The sequence below is a fragment of the Sphaerochaeta sp. S2 genome (genome assembly GCF_016406725.1).
GTDB lineage: Bacteria > Spirochaetota > Spirochaetia > Sphaerochaetales > Sphaerochaetaceae > Sphaerochaeta.
Genome location: NZ_JAEKNT010000094.1, coordinates 1 through 16,006 on the forward strand (window position 1 = coordinate 1; position 16,006 = coordinate 16,006).

Genomic DNA, 16,006 nt, shown 5'->3' on the forward strand with positions numbered 1-16,006 from the left:
ACCCTTGACCTCATCAACAAACTCGTACTCTTTTACATCCTCACCCTCTTCAGGATCTGGAAGTGGCTCGATATATCCGGCAACACGTGCGTACTGACCGGAGCCACCAGTCTGCTTCTTGTGGGTATAGTTGAAGTCGGCTCTCTGGGTGATAGCTTCACGGTAGGCAACCTCAGGCTGACCGATTTCCACCTCTGCCTTGTACTCACGCTTCATGCGCTCTACATAGACCTCAAGGTGCAACTCACCCATGCCCTGGATGATTGTCTGGTTGGACTCAGGATCCACATAACTGCGGAAGGTTGGGTCCTCCTTGGTAAAGCGGTTGAGTGCCTTGCCCATATTGTCCGCAGCCTTCTTGTCCACTGGCTTGATAGCCAGGGAGATAACCGGGTTTGGAACAAACATACTGGAGAGTGAGTAGTTCAGCTTAGGATCACAGAAGGTATCACCACTGGCACAATCAATGCCGAAGAGTGCTGCAATTTCACCACAGCCTGCTTCTGTCAAATCTTCCATGGTTGCTGCGTGCATACGGATCAATCGTCCAACACGGAACTTCTTGCGGCTACGGGTATTGTAGAGCTCATCGCCCTTCTTCACCTTACCCTGATAGACACGGATATAGGTCAGCTGACCATACTGTCCATCCTCAAGCTTGAATGCCAGGACAACAGGAGGAAGGTCCTCGTCTGCAACCAGCTTGACCTCTTCCTCGTTATTATCGAGGTCAAGAGCCTTATTGGTGACATCAGTAGGATTGGGAAGGTAGCTGATAACGCCATCAAGCAAGGGCTGGATACCCTTGTTCTTGTATGCACTACCCATGAATACCGGGCAGAGCTCCAAGTTGATGGTAGCTTTTCTTATTGCCTTGCGAAGAAGTTCTTCGGTTACATTTTCCTCGAGCATAGCTTCCATAAGCTCATCTGAGCACATGGAGACACTATCAAGCAGCTCTTCGCGGCGAGCATCAGCTTCTTCCATCAGGTGGGAAGGAATCTCAGCTTCACGAACAGTATCCCCACTAGGACCGTCATCGAAGTAGAGAGCCTTCATGCTGATTAAGTCAACAACACCCTCCATCTTGTCCTCAAGACCGATGGGGATCTGCATCAATACAGCATTCAGACCAAGCTTCTCTATCAATTGATTCTTGACGCGATACGGGTTTGCACCGGTACGGTCACACTTGTTGACAAATGCAATACGAGGAACGTGGTAACGCTTCATCTGCCGGTCTACGGTGATAGACTGGCTCTGTACGCCACCAACGGAACAAAGTACCAAAACAGCACCGTCCAGCACGCGCAATGAACGTTCAACCTCGATGGTGAAGTCAACGTGTCCCGGTGTGTCAATAACGTTGATTTCTGTCCCTTTCCAGGTAACATTCGTTGCAGCGGAGGCAATGGTGATACCTCTTTCACGTTCAAGCTCCATGCTATCCATGGTAGCTCCAACGCCATCCTTACCACGAACTTCATGTATTTCGTGGATCTTATTGCAGTAGTAGAGGATGCGTTCGGTTAGTGTTGTCTTACCCGAGTCGATGTGGGCACTGATTCCGATATTCCTCAAATTTTGCAAGTCAGCCATTCTTTATAACCTCTATAATATAGAATAAAAACGAGTCCACAGATTCCCCTGCAGATTTCCAACATCCTGATGTAAAACTCTTACTCCCTAGCACACATCAGGTTACCAACTGAAGGGAAGAGAACGAACGGTCGAGGGGCATGCATTGCCCAACGTACCTCGTGGATAATAGTATATCTCGGTTTTTTGTGCAATCCCTTTTCCCAATACAATCCTTTTCCGACTCGACACTTGTGTGTTACAATAGCTCAGAGGTATGCCATGGAAACGATTTTCACCAAGATTTTAAACGGGGAGATTCCCTCCATATTTTTACACAAGGACGAACTTTGTTTCTCCATTCTTGATATCAATCCAGTCAACAAGGGACATTTGCTGATCATCACATCACAACCATACCCTACCCTTGAAAGCTGCCCAGAAGAAGTCTTGAGCCATATGATGGTACTTGCAAAGAGGGCTGACAGCGTGCTCAGGGATAAACTGGGTTGTGATGCCACCAATCTGATCATCAATAACGGCAAGGAAAGCGGGCAGGAAGTACCACATCTGCATCTTCACATCATCCCCAGGTACAAAGAGGATGGAAAGACTTTGCGTCTCGTCAAAGAGCCCTACAGCGATGGCGAGATTGCCGATTATGGAAAGAAATTGGAGTTTTAACCATGCGTGCATGTCATCACTGTCATACTCCCATCGACCCATTGCTTAGTATTGGCTACCATACCGTATGTCCAACCTGTTCAAAAAGCTTGCATAGCTGTGTTAATTGCAGGTTCTACAGTCTAGGGGTCTACCACGACTGCCTTGAAGGAGTCGAGGAGTATATAGAGGATAAGGAGAATGCAAACTTCTGTGACTCCTTCATGCTCGGTGAGGATGCCAAAGAGGAATCTGAGAAAAAAGCACGTGCAAAGGCGAGAGCCGAAGCACTCTTCAACTTCTAAGGAACCAATAATACCTATGAACAGACGTATTGTACTAATAGCGATTGCATTACTGCTCACCATCCTCATGGGATGTGAGACCTATACTGCCCGCTCTGCAAAAGAGAGCATACAAGCCCCAACCCCCGTAGCAGAGGGAGAGCTCGTTACCAAATATTCTCTTGTGGAAGCTGAAGAAAAAGCGAAAGCAGAAGCAGAGGAAGCAGCACGCCTTGCTGAGCAGGAGAGACAAGCTGAAGCAGAAGAGAGGCAGCGCTATGAAGCCATGCAGGAGTCCATTGCCTCTCTCCAGACAGAAAAAAATACATTGGAGAAGAAACTGCAAGAGAGCGAGGATGCCCTCGCTGAGGAAAAGAACAATACCCAGTCATTGAAAGAATCATTGGAAGAACGCAATCTCTTGTTGGACAACAAGGATCTGACCCTCTCTCAAGAGGCCGAAGAATACCAGACCACCATTACTGCCCTGCAAGGTGAGATTGAGGCATTGCATAAAGAAATTGAGGAGAACGAACAAGACTACGAAATGCTTAGCTACCAAGCAAACGAACTAGAAAACCTTCTCGTAGAACAACAGAACATCAACAACGAGCTACAAACCATCATGCATGAGGCACAGCTGGAACATGTCTCTGAAATTAAATCCCTGAAGGCAGCTCAGGAACAGAGATTGCTGGAGCTGCAAAACACCATAGATTCCCTGGAGACAGACACAGCACTCCTTACAGCACAGCTAGAGGAGAAGACCCAGACACTGGAAGAGAGACTCCGCCTTGAACAGCAACGCATCGATGAGGCAAAGCGGATCGAGGAAGAACGACTGGAAAAACAGAGGAAGAAAGCAGAGGAGCAGAGAAAAGCGGAAGAAGCTGAGAGTGCTCGTCTTGCCGCCCTGGAAGCTGAATATCAACAGATTCCCCCTCTCGAGAGACTGACTCTGCCTAGGATGTACACCACAGATGAAACTACGATTCTTTCAGCCGATAACGATCCGTTGAATGTTTTAATGCTCCCCCTGGATGATATTCGCTGGAGCGACCCCAACATGAAAAATCTGGTTGCAACAAGTATCAGCGACATAAAAGCCCCCGTCATCATGGTTACGGGACATATGCAGAATGTCATTGATCTTGTAAGACAGTTACGAAGAAATGCCGTGTTGGTAGAAGGAGGGGCAATCATCACCTCCTTCAATGTCGTCTCAGCCACAAAACATGGCATACGTGTCCAATTCAGCAACACGAAGACGATCAGGCTTTCCATTGCCAATCTTCCTGAATACAAGGTCCTTGATGCATTCACCAGTGGAAACGATTGGAAAACCATGCAAAAACAGGTTACCGGCGAACGGACCAAGATACTGAAAGAAATCTTGGCAGAAGGGACAACCAACGAGCCAACCATCATAGGAGCCAGTCTCTTTGAGCCTTCCTACCAGGATTGGAGCACGTTCAGTCCGGTACCCTATCGACAGATAGACTACATCTGGCCGCTATCGAATTTCCTTGAAGAGTCATCCTTCTACGATGTATACAGAGCCACCCATTTCTCTGCAGATACCGACTCGGGAAATACGTTTGTCACAGAGAATCTGAAAGAACGCATAGATTATATATACAGCAGGAAAGTCCTTCCATTGCAGAGCTCGATGCTGACCATCGGAGGTGAGTCGATTCCTGATGCAAACAACATCGCTCGCTATGGAATCTCAGCTACCCTCCTGATCCCTTAGTTCTCCGGGTCGATAACCTCCGCATCTGCCTCAACCACCTGTTCCTTGAACTGTTGGTTGATCTTGCGGATGCGCAGAGACCAGAGGATCATGCCGATTCCGCTTACTATGAAGAGCAATCCGAACAGCTTGAGCAACAAGCTGCCGATCTGCTGTGGAAAGACAAACAGGAGAATAGCCATAATCAGGGAGAAAACACCTTCCGTGTAGAGAGGGGAGAGAGAGCGTTCCTCTTTCCTCATCAGCAATGCATCCAAAAAGGAAATCAGGGCAGAGAACAAGAGCTGTGCCCCAATGATGTACAGCAGTACTGTCCAGCTGATGGTTGCTGCAGAGAGAGGGACGATAATGGCAACCAACCCGATTACAATGCTCAAGAGAGCCTTAACCAAGGTAGCAATACGTGAGCGACTCCCAAGATTGAATCCCTTCAAGTAAATCAGGCTGGAAATTCCCGATCCTGCAAGGAACACCCCTAAAAGGGAGATGAAAATCTTCACGAAGGATTCCTGTTGGAACATCAAGAAAATCCCTACAATAATCAAGAACGCACCAATCACGGTGGAAAGAATGAGGTGACGTTTAAGAAAGGTTTCCTGCATATTTGGCTCCTTGCCTTCCGGTCCTGTACAATTGGACCGTTTTTCTTTATCGTACTGGCTAGAACACCCTAAGTAAAGGATGACAACACATGTACCGGTATCTTTTCTTTGACGCAGATGGAACACTTTTTGATTTCGAACAAGCAGAACACAATGCATTCTGGAAGATGGCAGAAAGCCTTAACCTGCCACTGGAAAGGAAGCATGAGCAAGACTACATCCGCTGCAATGCTGAGGTATGGAAACAGTTTGAGAAAGGCGAAGTGACAATCGAGGAACTGAAAGTGAAACGCTTTGCAAATTTTGCATGGGAGATTGGCATCCCTCTCAATCCTGAAGAAGCAAGTCAGAGCTATCAGCAGCAGCTGTCTAGGCAGGGTATCTTGTTTGATGAGACAATCACCGTACTCGAGACCTTGAAGAAGCGTGGCTATACGCTCTTCCTCGCAACCAACGGAATTGCTGAAGTACAAAGAGGCAGGATTGCCATATCAGATACTGAGCAGTATTTCGATCACATCTTCATCAGCGAAGAGATAGGATACCAAAAGCCAGATCCACGATTTTTTGCCCATATGTTTGAGGCAACCGGTCTTAGTGAACAGAAACAGCACACCCTCATGATCGGAGACAGCCTATCCAGTGATATTGCCGGAGGTATAGCCGGTGGCATGGAAACACTGTGGCTGAACAAAACGGGAAAACCTGTGAATCCCCAGGTACAACCAACACATATACACAACAACCTATACTCTGTGCTCGAGTTCCTTAACGGCCCTCTCTGATTGACTTGAGTTCGACCTCTATGATCAGCAGGGTATTTGGTTCAATGGTCTCTGTCCCCTCCTTCCCATAGGCAAGGTCGGGATGTATCCAGAAACGGTACTTTGCACCTTCCTTCATCAACTTAACACCTTCAATAAACCCTGGTACCATGATGGCTTCAAGCAGGAAGGTGGAACTCTGTTCCCGTTCATAGGAACTGTCGATGATTTTCCCGTTCAACAGCATAATCTGGTAATCGACTTCTACCATGCTGTCCTCTGTTGGGCGGTCACCTTCCCCTTCAACAATCACTTCATACTGCAGCCCTGAATCGGTTATCTTTACAGACTCCCTTTCCTTGTTGGTCTCCAGAAAATTCTCTGCAACTTCCATATTGGCTGAGGATATGGCATCCATCTCCTCTTGAGCAATCTGCAAGAGCTTGGTTTGCACCTCATAAAGGGTTTGGGACATCTCTTCTTGCGTATAGAATCCCTGGCCCCTATCAGCATCGAGGATTCCCTTTGCAAAATAGGAGGCTTCCAAGTCACTGAAACCCTTCTGTTGTACCATTGAGGAGTAGAGAAGATAGCCGTAGGTATAACTGAAACGATCTTCCAGCGTGGAAGGTTCTTCCAGATCCCCGATAACATCCGTCTCTTCAACAACTGGTTCAGCTTGTACCACAACCGTGGAAGGAGATTCCTCCACAGGATTCTGGGAAGATTCAACTGGAGTTTTCGAGCATCCAACCATCAAGAAGAGCAAGAACAAGGGGACGAGGCGCACAGACAAGGTATTCTTCACGGCATATCCTTCCGTAACAGCATTATTTCAGGTCTTCAACCGATGTGTTCTGAATCAACACATAGCAAGTATGCCATACACCCCATTATGACATACGTGAAAAGAAGACCTGTATAAAGGAAACTGTAACCCAGCTAACCGCATACGTCCAGTGTAAAGTGTCAAAAAGTGCCCTATTGGGGAAAAACACTTCCCAATTGTGAATCGATTGCTACGATAACCGGGAACTTCTCCACCTCAAGACGCAGGAGAGCCTCTGGTCCCAGATCGGAAAAGGCAACCGTTGTGACAGCTCTGACCGTGGAAGCATAGAGTGCTCCACATCCTCCAAAGGCTTGCAGATACACTGCCTTATTTCTCTTGATTGCCGAGGCCACTTCCTTGGAACGAGGGCCCTTGCCGATCATGACCTTGAGACCCCGGTCAAGCAACAGTGGGCTGAAAGGGTCCATTCTTGCACTGGTGGTCGGCCCACAGGAGCCGATCAGCTTCCCCTCCGGGGCTGGACTTGGCCCCATATAGTATATTGTTTCCCCTTCCAAGGAGATAGGAAGACTCTTCTCCTGCTGCAGAAGCTCATACAGTCGTTTATGGACCTGGTCACGACCTACATAGAGAGAACCAGTTAAAAAAACTTGGTCATAGGCCTTCAGACTCGCAATATCCTCACTGCTTAGGGGCAATAGCAATTCACGCATCATTACCCTCCCAAACAATCGTTGCCTTTCTGTCTGCCCAACAGTTAATGGAAACAGCCAACGGAAGACCGGCAATATGCGTACCCTCATAGGCAATAGCTACATGAAGGGCTGTGATCATACCACCAAGACCTCCACTTCCAATACCCAGTCCCTGGAGACGAGCGAGTATTTTCTCTTCCAATTCAGCATACTGCCTCTCGCTGTGGGATTCCCTTACATCGCGGAGCAATGCCCGCTTGCTCAAATAAGCAGCCCGGTCCATGGAACCACCAAGGCCAACACCGACAAAGATAGGAGGACATGGCTTTCCTCCTGCTGCAGTAACAATCTCAGCAACTGCGCTGATGATTGCCTCTTCTCCTCCAGTGGGATTGAGCATCCTTACCGAGCTGCAGTTCTCACTACCGAATCCCTTGAGCAATATCTCTATCCTCAAGCCGCTTCCCTCCACCAGGTTCCACCAAATTACCGGAGGGAGGTTATCTTGCGTGTTGATTCGTTCAAACACGGGCTCGACCACCACCGATCGCCGAAAATGGGCTTGTTTGACAGCAGTGGCACATCCTTCAAGAATCTCTTCTTCTATCACAGAGAGAGGAATCGGACATGACCTGCCTACATCCACGAACACAAGAAACATCCCTGTATCCTGACACATGGGAAGTGACTGTTCCTTAGCCAGTGCAAGATTATCCAGTATTGCGTCCAGGACTGCCAGACTTGATCGGCTACCTACTGATGATTCAGCTGCTGCTGATTCAACGGCATGGGCTTCTCGGATTTTCTCCAGAACCCCCTCATCAAGCTCAACTACTGCCTTTTGCAGTTCCTCACTGATTCTCTGCGCGAGTTTCATCTACTTCGTCCTTCCAATTAGGGTCATATAACCATGGCCTGGTGGCGAAGTAACTACCTACAGCCTTCAAGACCAACAAGGCAATGGCAAGACCAACAACCATTCCCATGAAATCTGCAGCCAAATCAAGCCACTCGCGACTTCTCTCAAACATCGGCTGCAACAACTCCACAATGATACCAAGCAGTGTACCAATTACCAAGGAGACAAGAACAGCACTACCAGACCATGAACTGAGATGGAGCGTTGAGTGGGGAACTGCAACCCGCTTGTGGGGTTTTCCCGATCCAGGTATCCTCAGGAATGCAAAGAAGAGGGAGAATCCAAGGGCAGCATACGCTGCCATATGGTCTCCTTTGTCGGCGAAAGGAATCCAGGAGATTTCAGGATAGGACTCCTTTGGCATAAAGGAGAAAACAAGAATCAACGTAACCACTATGATGGAAAGGATGGTTCCTGTTACACGAACAATCATCTGCAAGGGAATTCTCTCTCTCATACCAAGTCTCCTTGTACCCAGCCTCTCTCTTCCATCGTGCTTTTCAACTGCTGGAGAAATTGATGCTTGTCGGGGAATGCACGTGGAGCGACAAGTCGATATTCGGGAGTTTCACATACCATACGTTCAATCACAACAGTAGGATTCAGACGTCTCAAGAACCATATGCTCTGCTCGACATGCCTCCTCAAGGAAGCAGTGCCTACCTCACCCATTTCATACCAATCCTGTAAGCGGGTGCCCTGACAAATATGCAGATTATGAATCTTTACCGCTTCACTGCCAGCCCTGTTCACAATTGCTGCAGTTTGGGCAAAATCCTTGCGGCCTTCACCTGGTAAACCGAGTATCACATGAGTACAAACACCAATATCGGCCGAATGTAACGAATTTGCTGCAGAAATGTAGGAAAAAACATCATGGCCTCTACCAATATTTACAAGGGTCTCATCACTGCCGCTTTGCAGCCCGAGTTCAACCCACACCTTCTGCACCGAATGCTGATACCTTTTCAGCAAAGCAATAATCTCATCGGTAATACAATCCGGGCGGGTTGAGACAATCAACTCTACAAAAGGGCCTTCTTCCAATACCAGGTCATAGAGTCTTTCAAGATGCTCCAAGGTATCGTAGGTATTGGTATAGGCTTGGAAATAGAGCGAGTACAGATCAGCACGGTATCTTCGCTTCAAGAAGCGTTTTCCCTGCTCTATCTGCATTCTAATCTTGCTGATTCTCTCTTCAATACTCATATGGGAAATTTCAACCAACCTGTCCTGAGGCTTCTGGTAGGCTGCAATGGTGCCTGTCCCATCACAGAAAGCACACCCTCCACTCCCATCCATGGTACGGTTTGGACAGGAAAAGTGACCATCCACCCCTATTCGGTACACACGTGCATGGTACACTTCATGGAGATGGGTGGCATATGACCTGTAGACCTCACTCATCAATAGACCCCCAATGAGAAAGAAACCTCTCCACGTAGGCTTGCTCCCAATGAGGCAACAACCTCCCCAATGGGGGTATCGAGGCCAAGCATAAGGGCCAGTCCCATGTCCCAGAGACTGGAACTGAAATAGGCATCTTCTCCAGGAGGTAACCCACTATAGGGATCATATGCATCATACACAGCCCCATGCAGTGAAAGTTTGCCGAAGGCTGGATAACCAAGCAGTTCGGCAAGCCTGTGTTGCCAATCCACTCCCAGGTAGGCAATATCTCGACGAAGGAAGAGCGGACCATAACTGACCATCTGGTCGATGCCTCCCAGATTTGCATAGCTCTGAATAAAGGGAAATGGCTCCCTCATCAGGGAAAGTTGGGTTGCATAGCTCATGCTGTCACGGTAGGTAATGACAAACGATTGTCTCCATCCAATCCGTAGTGAGTGGATCAACCCCTGCTGATACCCAAGCCTGCCCAACGCTTCAAGGCGGAAACCCGAAGTAGCGAAGCGGGAAGTTAGATTCCCATAGGAAACGGTAAGCTCTCCCACTGGATAGGCATAGAATTGCTTGTCATACGTAGCATCATTTACCGAAACAAGCAGGTAACTTCCCTGAAGAGATGCTCTGCCATATTTACCGAAGCGAAACCGAAAGCCAGCATCACTATCAAACATACGATCCAAGGGAGCACTTCGCTTTGCATTGATCATTGCTGAGAGGGGCGTCATTGCCCCTGCTCCATAACTGGCTTGCACTACTGCATCAATACTCCCTTTGCTTCCACTGAGTAGTGGATAGGAGAAATTGAGGGTCATCCCGGATCGCTGGCCAAGTGTGGCATTGACAGAAAAGGTGAAGTCCTGCTTTTTTCCCAAGCCCCCGAGGGATGCATTAAGATATGCGTCTGCACGGTACCATACAAAACCTGAGGGCAATGCAGTAGAGAAGCCGGTATCAGCATGGAAGCCCATGCTGATGCTTCTATCCCTTCGCCCAAAACTCCGTGCATAGATCATCAGCTTCCCATCGCTGGACATCTCATAACTGAGCGTGGTCAGATCATAGGCGTTCTTGATCTCCCGAAGCTTGAGATTCAACTCCGTTGCAGTTTGTGCATTGAGTCTCCTGCCTAAAAAATCTGAAAACAAGAAAGATTCAGGAATACTCTCCCCTGGTTTCAAGGAGATGTCCTCTACTTCAATCTGTAGGATTTTGGGGATTGAGAGAAGAGAATAGGTACCACTTCGGTTTTCTTCCTCTGGAGTGATGGGGCGAACCTGCGAGAGTGTATCGACAAGCGCATCGAATGCTGCCTCTTCTTTTCGTACAGCTGCCCACCCTGCCTCGATAATCTCTTCATGTGCTGAGAAATCCAAGGCAAACGTACTTTTCAGCTCTGGGAGCACAAGTACATCAGCAAAAGGATGTTGAGCGGTCGCTTTCTCCTGGGTAAGCAACACAACAGTCTGCATTGCCATTGCGGAAAGGCTCTCAAGGTCGGCAGCCTCCTGCATTCCCAAGGCATTCACATCACTAGCAATGACATACTCCGCTCCAAGGCTTCGCGCAAGGTCGATGGGAAGATTGTCCACCACTCCGCCATCAATGGCAAGGATGCCATCTCCCAGCGGGAATGGGGTAAAGACAATGGGAATGGAAATACTACTTCTGATTGCTGTAACCAAGGACCCCTCGCTATGGACAATACGCTCTCCTGTGGCGGCATTTGCAGAGACACAGTAGAACGGGATGGGCAATTCTGTAAAATCCATGGTATTGGGATATCTCGCAAACAAATACCCTAACAGCTCCAGGATTCGTTGGTCACCGATCAGGGCCGGGGCATTCCCCAAGCCCTGTTCACCAAATCCCAATGAGAATACTTGATTATTTTTATAGGAGAAAACCTCATCCTCATGTTCAGCGTCTTCAAGTGGGGGCGTGGAAAACAGTCCAACCATATCATAGGTTTCCAGCAGATTACGGATTTCCAAGGGAGAATACCCAGCGCTGTAAAGTCCGCCTACCAACGCACCCATACTGGTACCAACCACCATGTCGATGGGAATCCCTCTCGCTTCAACTGCCTCAAGAACTGCAATGTGAGCCAATCCCCGAGCTCCACCTCCCGAGAGGACAAGGGCAACCTTTTCTGTGGTTGCCGACAACGGAAGACATAAAAACACGAGGAGTGTCAACACCACAATACGTCTCATAATTTACCCCAGCCTGGATCCCAAGAAATCCTGATTACCATTAAGGAAGGACTGCCAATCCATCTCCTTCCGTTTTTCCAGTTGCAAACGAGTTACCCAAAGCAATCCTTCAGAGGTGGCAATGGCAATTCCCTTTTTCTTCTGTTTTGCAATCACGGTTCCTACAGGAACCTCTGCATCATAAGGATCCTCACCTATCTCATCTATTGTACCATGTACACCTGTTATAAGCAGCGTCTGTCCCTGATAGGTTGTTCGTGCTTTGGGCCAAGGCGTCATTGCCCTGATCTGTGCATGCAATGCCTTCGCTGGATTTGAGAAATCCAACTCAGCCATTTCTGGGGTTATCAGTTTCGTATAGGTTGCTTCCCCACTCTGGCGGGAAAATACCGCGGTACCCCGCTGCAATCTGGAAAGAGCCCTTACAGCAAGATCAGCAGCCCTCTCTGCCACAAACGCAGAGAGACTTTCCGTAGTTTCGTCTCCATTGAGAGGGAATTGCTCAGCCAGCAGGAGGTCTCCGCTATCCATCTCTGATGCTATTCGCTGTATGCTGATACCACTCTCACTGGCTTGAGAGAGAATTGCTCCTTGTATGGGACTTGGTCCACGTAACAAAGGAAGCAATGAGGGGTGTATATTCAGTTGCTCATTGGGGAAAAGTCCCAGGAATTTTGGGCCGAACAGTCTTCCATAAGCAAAACAGACAAGTGTATCACACTCATAGATGCTGACAGCCTCCCGGGCCTCACGCCCAAGATGATCAAACTGCAACACAGGAAGGCCCAACGCTTCACCAGCGACCTTAACTGGAGGTGCAACAAGGGCCTTGCCCCTTGCACCCCGCTTGTCGGTGTTGGTCAGTACCGCAGCGATATCATAGTGCTGTGACAAGGCCCGTAATGAGGGAACTGCAATTTCGGCAGTACCGGCAAAGAGAATCCTCAACGCTTTTTTCTCCTCTGGGATTTGTTACGTTTCTCGTAGGCTTGTACCATCTTCTCGCGTTCCTCGTCACTCAAGCGATCAATGAACAAGACCCCGTTGAGATGGTCATTCTCGTGCTGGAGTGCACGAGCGAGCAATCCTTCAGCCTTGACCTGAAATGCTTTCCCCTCAACATCCTGTGCCTGTACGGTCACTCGGGCAGGGCGTTGAACATCATGCCAAACCCCTGGGATGGAGAGACATCCTTCCTCATCTGTATCAGTCTCAATGGAAGTTTCGATGATCTGCGGATTGATATACGCACGCTTCTCTGCTCCACGGATATGGATGACAAACAGACGTTGGTTCACCCCAACCTGTGGAGCTGCAAGCCCTACACCATCGGCTTCATCCATGGTGTCGAACATTGCATCGACCAATATCTTCAACGCGTTATCAAATTTGGTTACTTTCTGGCACTTCTCTTGTAGTACCTCTTCTCCAAGTGTATATATATCTAACATAATACCAAACTATACCAACACCTGTTGCAATGGTCAACGTTATCACGAATATGAGCTACAACAAAGCACTCCCATAGTTATTAGATACAGGCTATAAGCAGAGAAGTTTTACAGTAATTGTAAAGGGTCAAGATCCACCTCAAGGTAGACTCCCCTGGGGGGGGTGTAATCAGAGAGGGCCTTTGCAACCAAGTGATGGACCAGAGAAGCTTGGGAGCCTGAAACCAGCAAGTGGTAGCGCCAGTTTGAAGCTATCTTCTCCAAAGGACATTCACTGGAACACAACACCTCTGCGCCTCCCTTGACGGTGAGTTGCTCTATATGAGCAGAGAATTTCTGGACCTCTTGCTCCACTTTTTGCTGATTTCGACCCCTGAATACCAGGTTGATCAATCGACTATAGGGGGGGAATCCCGTCTGCTTGCGAATCGCAAGTTCCTGAGCGTAAAAACCCTGCAGATCAGATTGCAGTGCATATTGAATTGCAGGATTCTCCGGGTGATAGGTCTGGATAATTACCCTTCCCTGGTCATTGTATCGTCCAGCCCTTCCTGAGACCTGAACCAAGAGGCTGAACGTCCTCTCCTGGGCACGAAAATCAGGAATATTCAATCCACTATCTGCAAGCACAATCCCCACCAATTCCACAAGCGGGAAATTGAGCCCTTTTGCCACCATCTGTGTCCCGAGAAGAATATCAATCTCCCCATCCCTGAATGCCTTGATTACTTTCCCGATCTCACCTTTTTTCTTGGCGCTATCGGTATCCAATCGTGCAATACGGGCAGAGGGAAAGAGACGACGGATTTCCTCTTCCACCATCTCTGTACCGAAGCCGCTATAATTGACATCGAGGGAGTTGCACTCAGGGCAGAAGCGCATCGGTTTTGTGCGATATCCACAGTAGTGACAGACCATCTGGTCCGTGCCCTTATGGTAGGTAAGTGCTACTGCACAGTGTGGACAACGCAGTTCGTACCCACAACTATTACAGTGGAAGAAATAGGAGAAACCTCGTCTATTCAAGAACAAAATAGTCTGCTTCTTCTTGTTCAGGGTCTCCTTGATTCTTTCTTGCAACGTCTTGCTGATCAGGTTCTTCTCATAGGAGAGGTTTACCACCTCTATGATGGGCATGATGCCACCGCTGACCCGGTTCCGTAATTGGAGCGAACCTACATGCTTGTTCTCCTCCATCAGGGCCCAAGCTTCCAATGAAGGCGTTGCACTCCCCATGACCAGTGTAGCCCCTTCACTCTGGCATCTTCTCTGGGCTACTTGACGGGCATGGTAACGGGGGGTATTGCCACTCTTGTAGCTGCTCTCATGTTCCTCGTCCAGAATGATCAAACCAAGATTGGAAAATGGGGCAAAGACTGCACTTCGAGCCCCTATTGCGAGGTCCACCTCTCCTGATATGATCCTCTTCCACTCCTTGAGCCGTTGGCTTGGTGTCAGAGCAGAGTGCAGAATTGCCACCCGTTGGGAAAATCGTTTGGTGACTTGTCGAGCCAACTGATGGGTGAGGGTAATTTCCGGCACCAGATAGATGACCTTTTTCCCCTCTCTGATAATCTCTTCTGCAGAGCGAAGAAATACCTCACTCTTGCCACTACCGGTTACACCGTAGAGATAGTACATCGGCTTTTCACGCTTCAGGATAGTATCGATGGCATATTGCTGTTCATCACTGAGTTTCTCAACTCGCCCGAAGAGAAGATCTTCTTCACTCTCCAGGGCAGGGATGCTGCTATCTCTCCTGCCTCCCGGGATCATCATACTCAATGCTTCCCCTCTACTGCAGAGGTAGAAACGACTCATCCACTCAGCCAGGGCAATGGTTTGTTTGTTATAGAGCGGGGTATCATCGATGACCCGCTTGATTTCCTTGATCGTATAGGACGCTTCCACCTCAGGGACGGTCTCGATGATGTATCCTGTCATTTCCCGCCTTGCAAAGGGGACAACAACCCGATGACCCACACAAGCCTTCTCTTCCATGCCCAGAGGAATCTGGTAGGTGAAAGACTGGTCCATGGGAAGATCGAGCAACACCTCAACAAATCCGGGCATCATGACCTCCTGGGGAGCTGGATATTCAAATATGCTGCTACTTTTTTCAAGTCTTCCCATACCGGTCTACGATATTCAGGATTGCGCAACACTCCTGCAGGGTGATAGGTCACCAGTACAGGAACCCCTTCATACCGATGGAACCTGCCCCGCAACTTCCCCACACCGTCTGTAACATCCAGTAGGGAACGAGCTGCAACTGATCCCACGAGCAAGATAATCTCCGGCTTAATGAGTTGGATCTGTCGCTTGAGATACCCAATGCAGGCTTGCACCTCATCACTTTGGGGATTCCTATTCTCCGGAGGGCGGCATTTCACAATGTTGGCAATATAGACATTGGTATTACGGTCCATGGAGATCGAGGAGAGCCAGCTGTCCAGGTATTTCCCTGCTCTGCCCACAAACGCACGTCCAGAAGCATCTTCCTCTGCCCCAGGACCTTCTCCGATAACCATCAGACGAGCAGGAACAACACCCTCCCCAAAAACCGTATGGTGGCGTCCCTCACTGAGCCTGCACTTGGAACACCGGCTAACCAATGACTCGAGCTGTTTGAGATTGGTCCCTTGTATGGAATCCTTGTCCAAGGGAAGTGGGAGCACTGTATCAACTACTGAAGAGAAGTCCACACGTTCGCTGTAGCTTACATCCTTGTTTCCTATCACCGCCTCCGCTTCATCACAGAGATAGATAAAGTCCATCAGAGCAGAAGAGAGCTGTTCTCGTTTCTCTTCACGTTCATTCATGATGCTTCTCCTCAAACCAAGCGTACTCTGCCTCATCGTAGCTGATCCTGTACATATAC

General features: G+C 48.6%; 16 protein-coding genes. 4 read left to right on the top strand and 12 right to left on the bottom strand.

All coding sequences use genetic code 11. The annotated features are described in order from the left end of the window. Positions 1–1,599: elongation factor G (fusA, locus tag JF818_RS02685; protein ID WP_198890448.1), on the bottom strand; the 1,599-nt coding region annotated here is incomplete at its 3' end. 261 nt (positions 1,600–1,860) lie between these two features. Between fusA and JF818_RS02690 the strand changes: the two genes are divergently transcribed. The 3 genes from JF818_RS02690 to JF818_RS02700 are packed head-to-tail and all read left to right on the top strand — an operon-like array spanning position 1,861 to position 4,278. Then, positions 1,861–2,262, top strand: coding sequence for an HIT family protein (locus JF818_RS02690; protein WP_198890449.1), 402 nt, complete (start codon positions 1,861–1,863; stop codon positions 2,260–2,262). A gap of 2 nt (positions 2,263–2,264) precedes the next feature. After that, the gene (locus JF818_RS02695; RefSeq protein WP_198890450.1) at positions 2,265–2,546 is read left to right on the top strand and encodes a hypothetical protein; all 282 of its coding nucleotides are present in this window, start codon (positions 2,265–2,267) and stop codon (positions 2,544–2,546) included. Positions 2,547–2,562: 16 nt separating this feature from the next. Beyond that, on the top strand, positions 2,563–4,278 hold the full coding sequence (locus tag JF818_RS02700; RefSeq protein ID WP_198890451.1) for a hypothetical protein: 1,716 nt from the start codon (positions 2,563–2,565) through the stop codon (positions 4,276–4,278). On the opposite strand, the gene JF818_RS02705 is transcribed toward JF818_RS02700, so the two are convergent. Continuing rightward, positions 4,275–4,880 (bottom strand): HdeD family acid-resistance protein, encoded by a 606-nt coding sequence (locus JF818_RS02705; protein ID WP_198890452.1) that lies wholly within the window; start codon positions 4,878–4,880, stop codon positions 4,275–4,277. The genes JF818_RS02700 and JF818_RS02705 overlap by 4 nt on opposite strands. An 89-nt stretch (positions 4,881–4,969) precedes the next feature. Between JF818_RS02705 and JF818_RS02710 the strand changes: the two genes are divergently transcribed. Further along, complete coding sequence (locus JF818_RS02710) at positions 4,970–5,665, top strand: YjjG family noncanonical pyrimidine nucleotidase (protein ID WP_198890453.1); 696 nt, start codon at positions 4,970–4,972, stop codon at positions 5,663–5,665. Here the strand turns inward: JF818_RS02710 and JF818_RS02715 are convergent. The 10 genes from JF818_RS02715 to JF818_RS02760 all read right to left on the bottom strand — a co-directional run. Continuing rightward, the gene (locus JF818_RS02715; protein WP_198890454.1) at positions 5,649–6,452 is read right to left on the bottom strand and encodes an FKBP-type peptidyl-prolyl cis-trans isomerase; all 804 of its coding nucleotides are present in this window, start codon (positions 6,450–6,452) and stop codon (positions 5,649–5,651) included. The two genes, JF818_RS02710 and JF818_RS02715, sit on opposite strands and share 17 nt — an antisense overlap. Before the next feature lie 173 nt (positions 6,453–6,625). Next, a complete protein-coding gene (locus JF818_RS02720; RefSeq protein ID WP_198890455.1) occupies positions 6,626–7,150 on the bottom strand; it encodes a FumA C-terminus/TtdB family hydratase beta subunit in 525 nt (174 codons plus the stop codon). Further along, entirely contained in the window at positions 7,143–8,009 is an 867-nt protein-coding gene (locus JF818_RS02725) for a fumarate hydratase (RefSeq protein ID WP_198890456.1), read from the bottom strand. Before JF818_RS02725 ends, JF818_RS02720 begins: the two co-directional genes overlap by 8 nt. Then, the gene (locus JF818_RS02730) at positions 7,984–8,508 is read right to left on the bottom strand and encodes an antibiotic resistance protein VanZ (protein WP_198890457.1); all 525 of its coding nucleotides are present in this window, start codon (positions 8,506–8,508) and stop codon (positions 7,984–7,986) included. Before JF818_RS02730 ends, JF818_RS02725 begins: the two co-directional genes overlap by 26 nt. Then, positions 8,505–9,458, bottom strand: a complete 954-nt coding sequence (locus tag JF818_RS02735) for a TIGR01212 family radical SAM protein (RefSeq protein ID WP_198890458.1) — start codon at positions 9,456–9,458, stop codon at positions 8,505–8,507. The genes JF818_RS02730 and JF818_RS02735 overlap by 4 nt, the downstream gene beginning before the upstream one ends. Beyond that, positions 9,458–11,674, bottom strand: a complete 2,217-nt coding sequence (locus JF818_RS02740; RefSeq protein ID WP_198890459.1) for a patatin-like phospholipase family protein — start codon at positions 11,672–11,674, stop codon at positions 9,458–9,460. The genes JF818_RS02735 and JF818_RS02740 overlap by 1 nt, the downstream gene beginning before the upstream one ends. A 3-nt stretch (positions 11,675–11,677) precedes the next feature. Next, positions 11,678–12,622, bottom strand: a complete 945-nt coding sequence (fmt, locus tag JF818_RS02745; protein WP_198890460.1) for a methionyl-tRNA formyltransferase — start codon at positions 12,620–12,622, stop codon at positions 11,678–11,680. Continuing rightward, a complete protein-coding gene (gene def, locus JF818_RS02750; RefSeq protein ID WP_198890461.1) occupies positions 12,619–13,125 on the bottom strand; it encodes a peptide deformylase in 507 nt (168 codons plus the stop codon). Before def ends, fmt begins: the two co-directional genes overlap by 4 nt. 108 nt (positions 13,126–13,233) lie before the next feature. Then, complete coding sequence (priA, locus tag JF818_RS02755) at positions 13,234–15,198, bottom strand: primosomal protein N' (RefSeq protein ID WP_198890462.1); 1,965 nt, start codon at positions 15,196–15,198, stop codon at positions 13,234–13,236. Then, on the bottom strand, positions 15,198–16,006 hold an 809-nt coding region (locus JF818_RS02760; RefSeq protein WP_233065801.1), incomplete at its 5' end, for a uracil-DNA glycosylase. The genes priA and JF818_RS02760, both read right to left, overlap by 1 nt.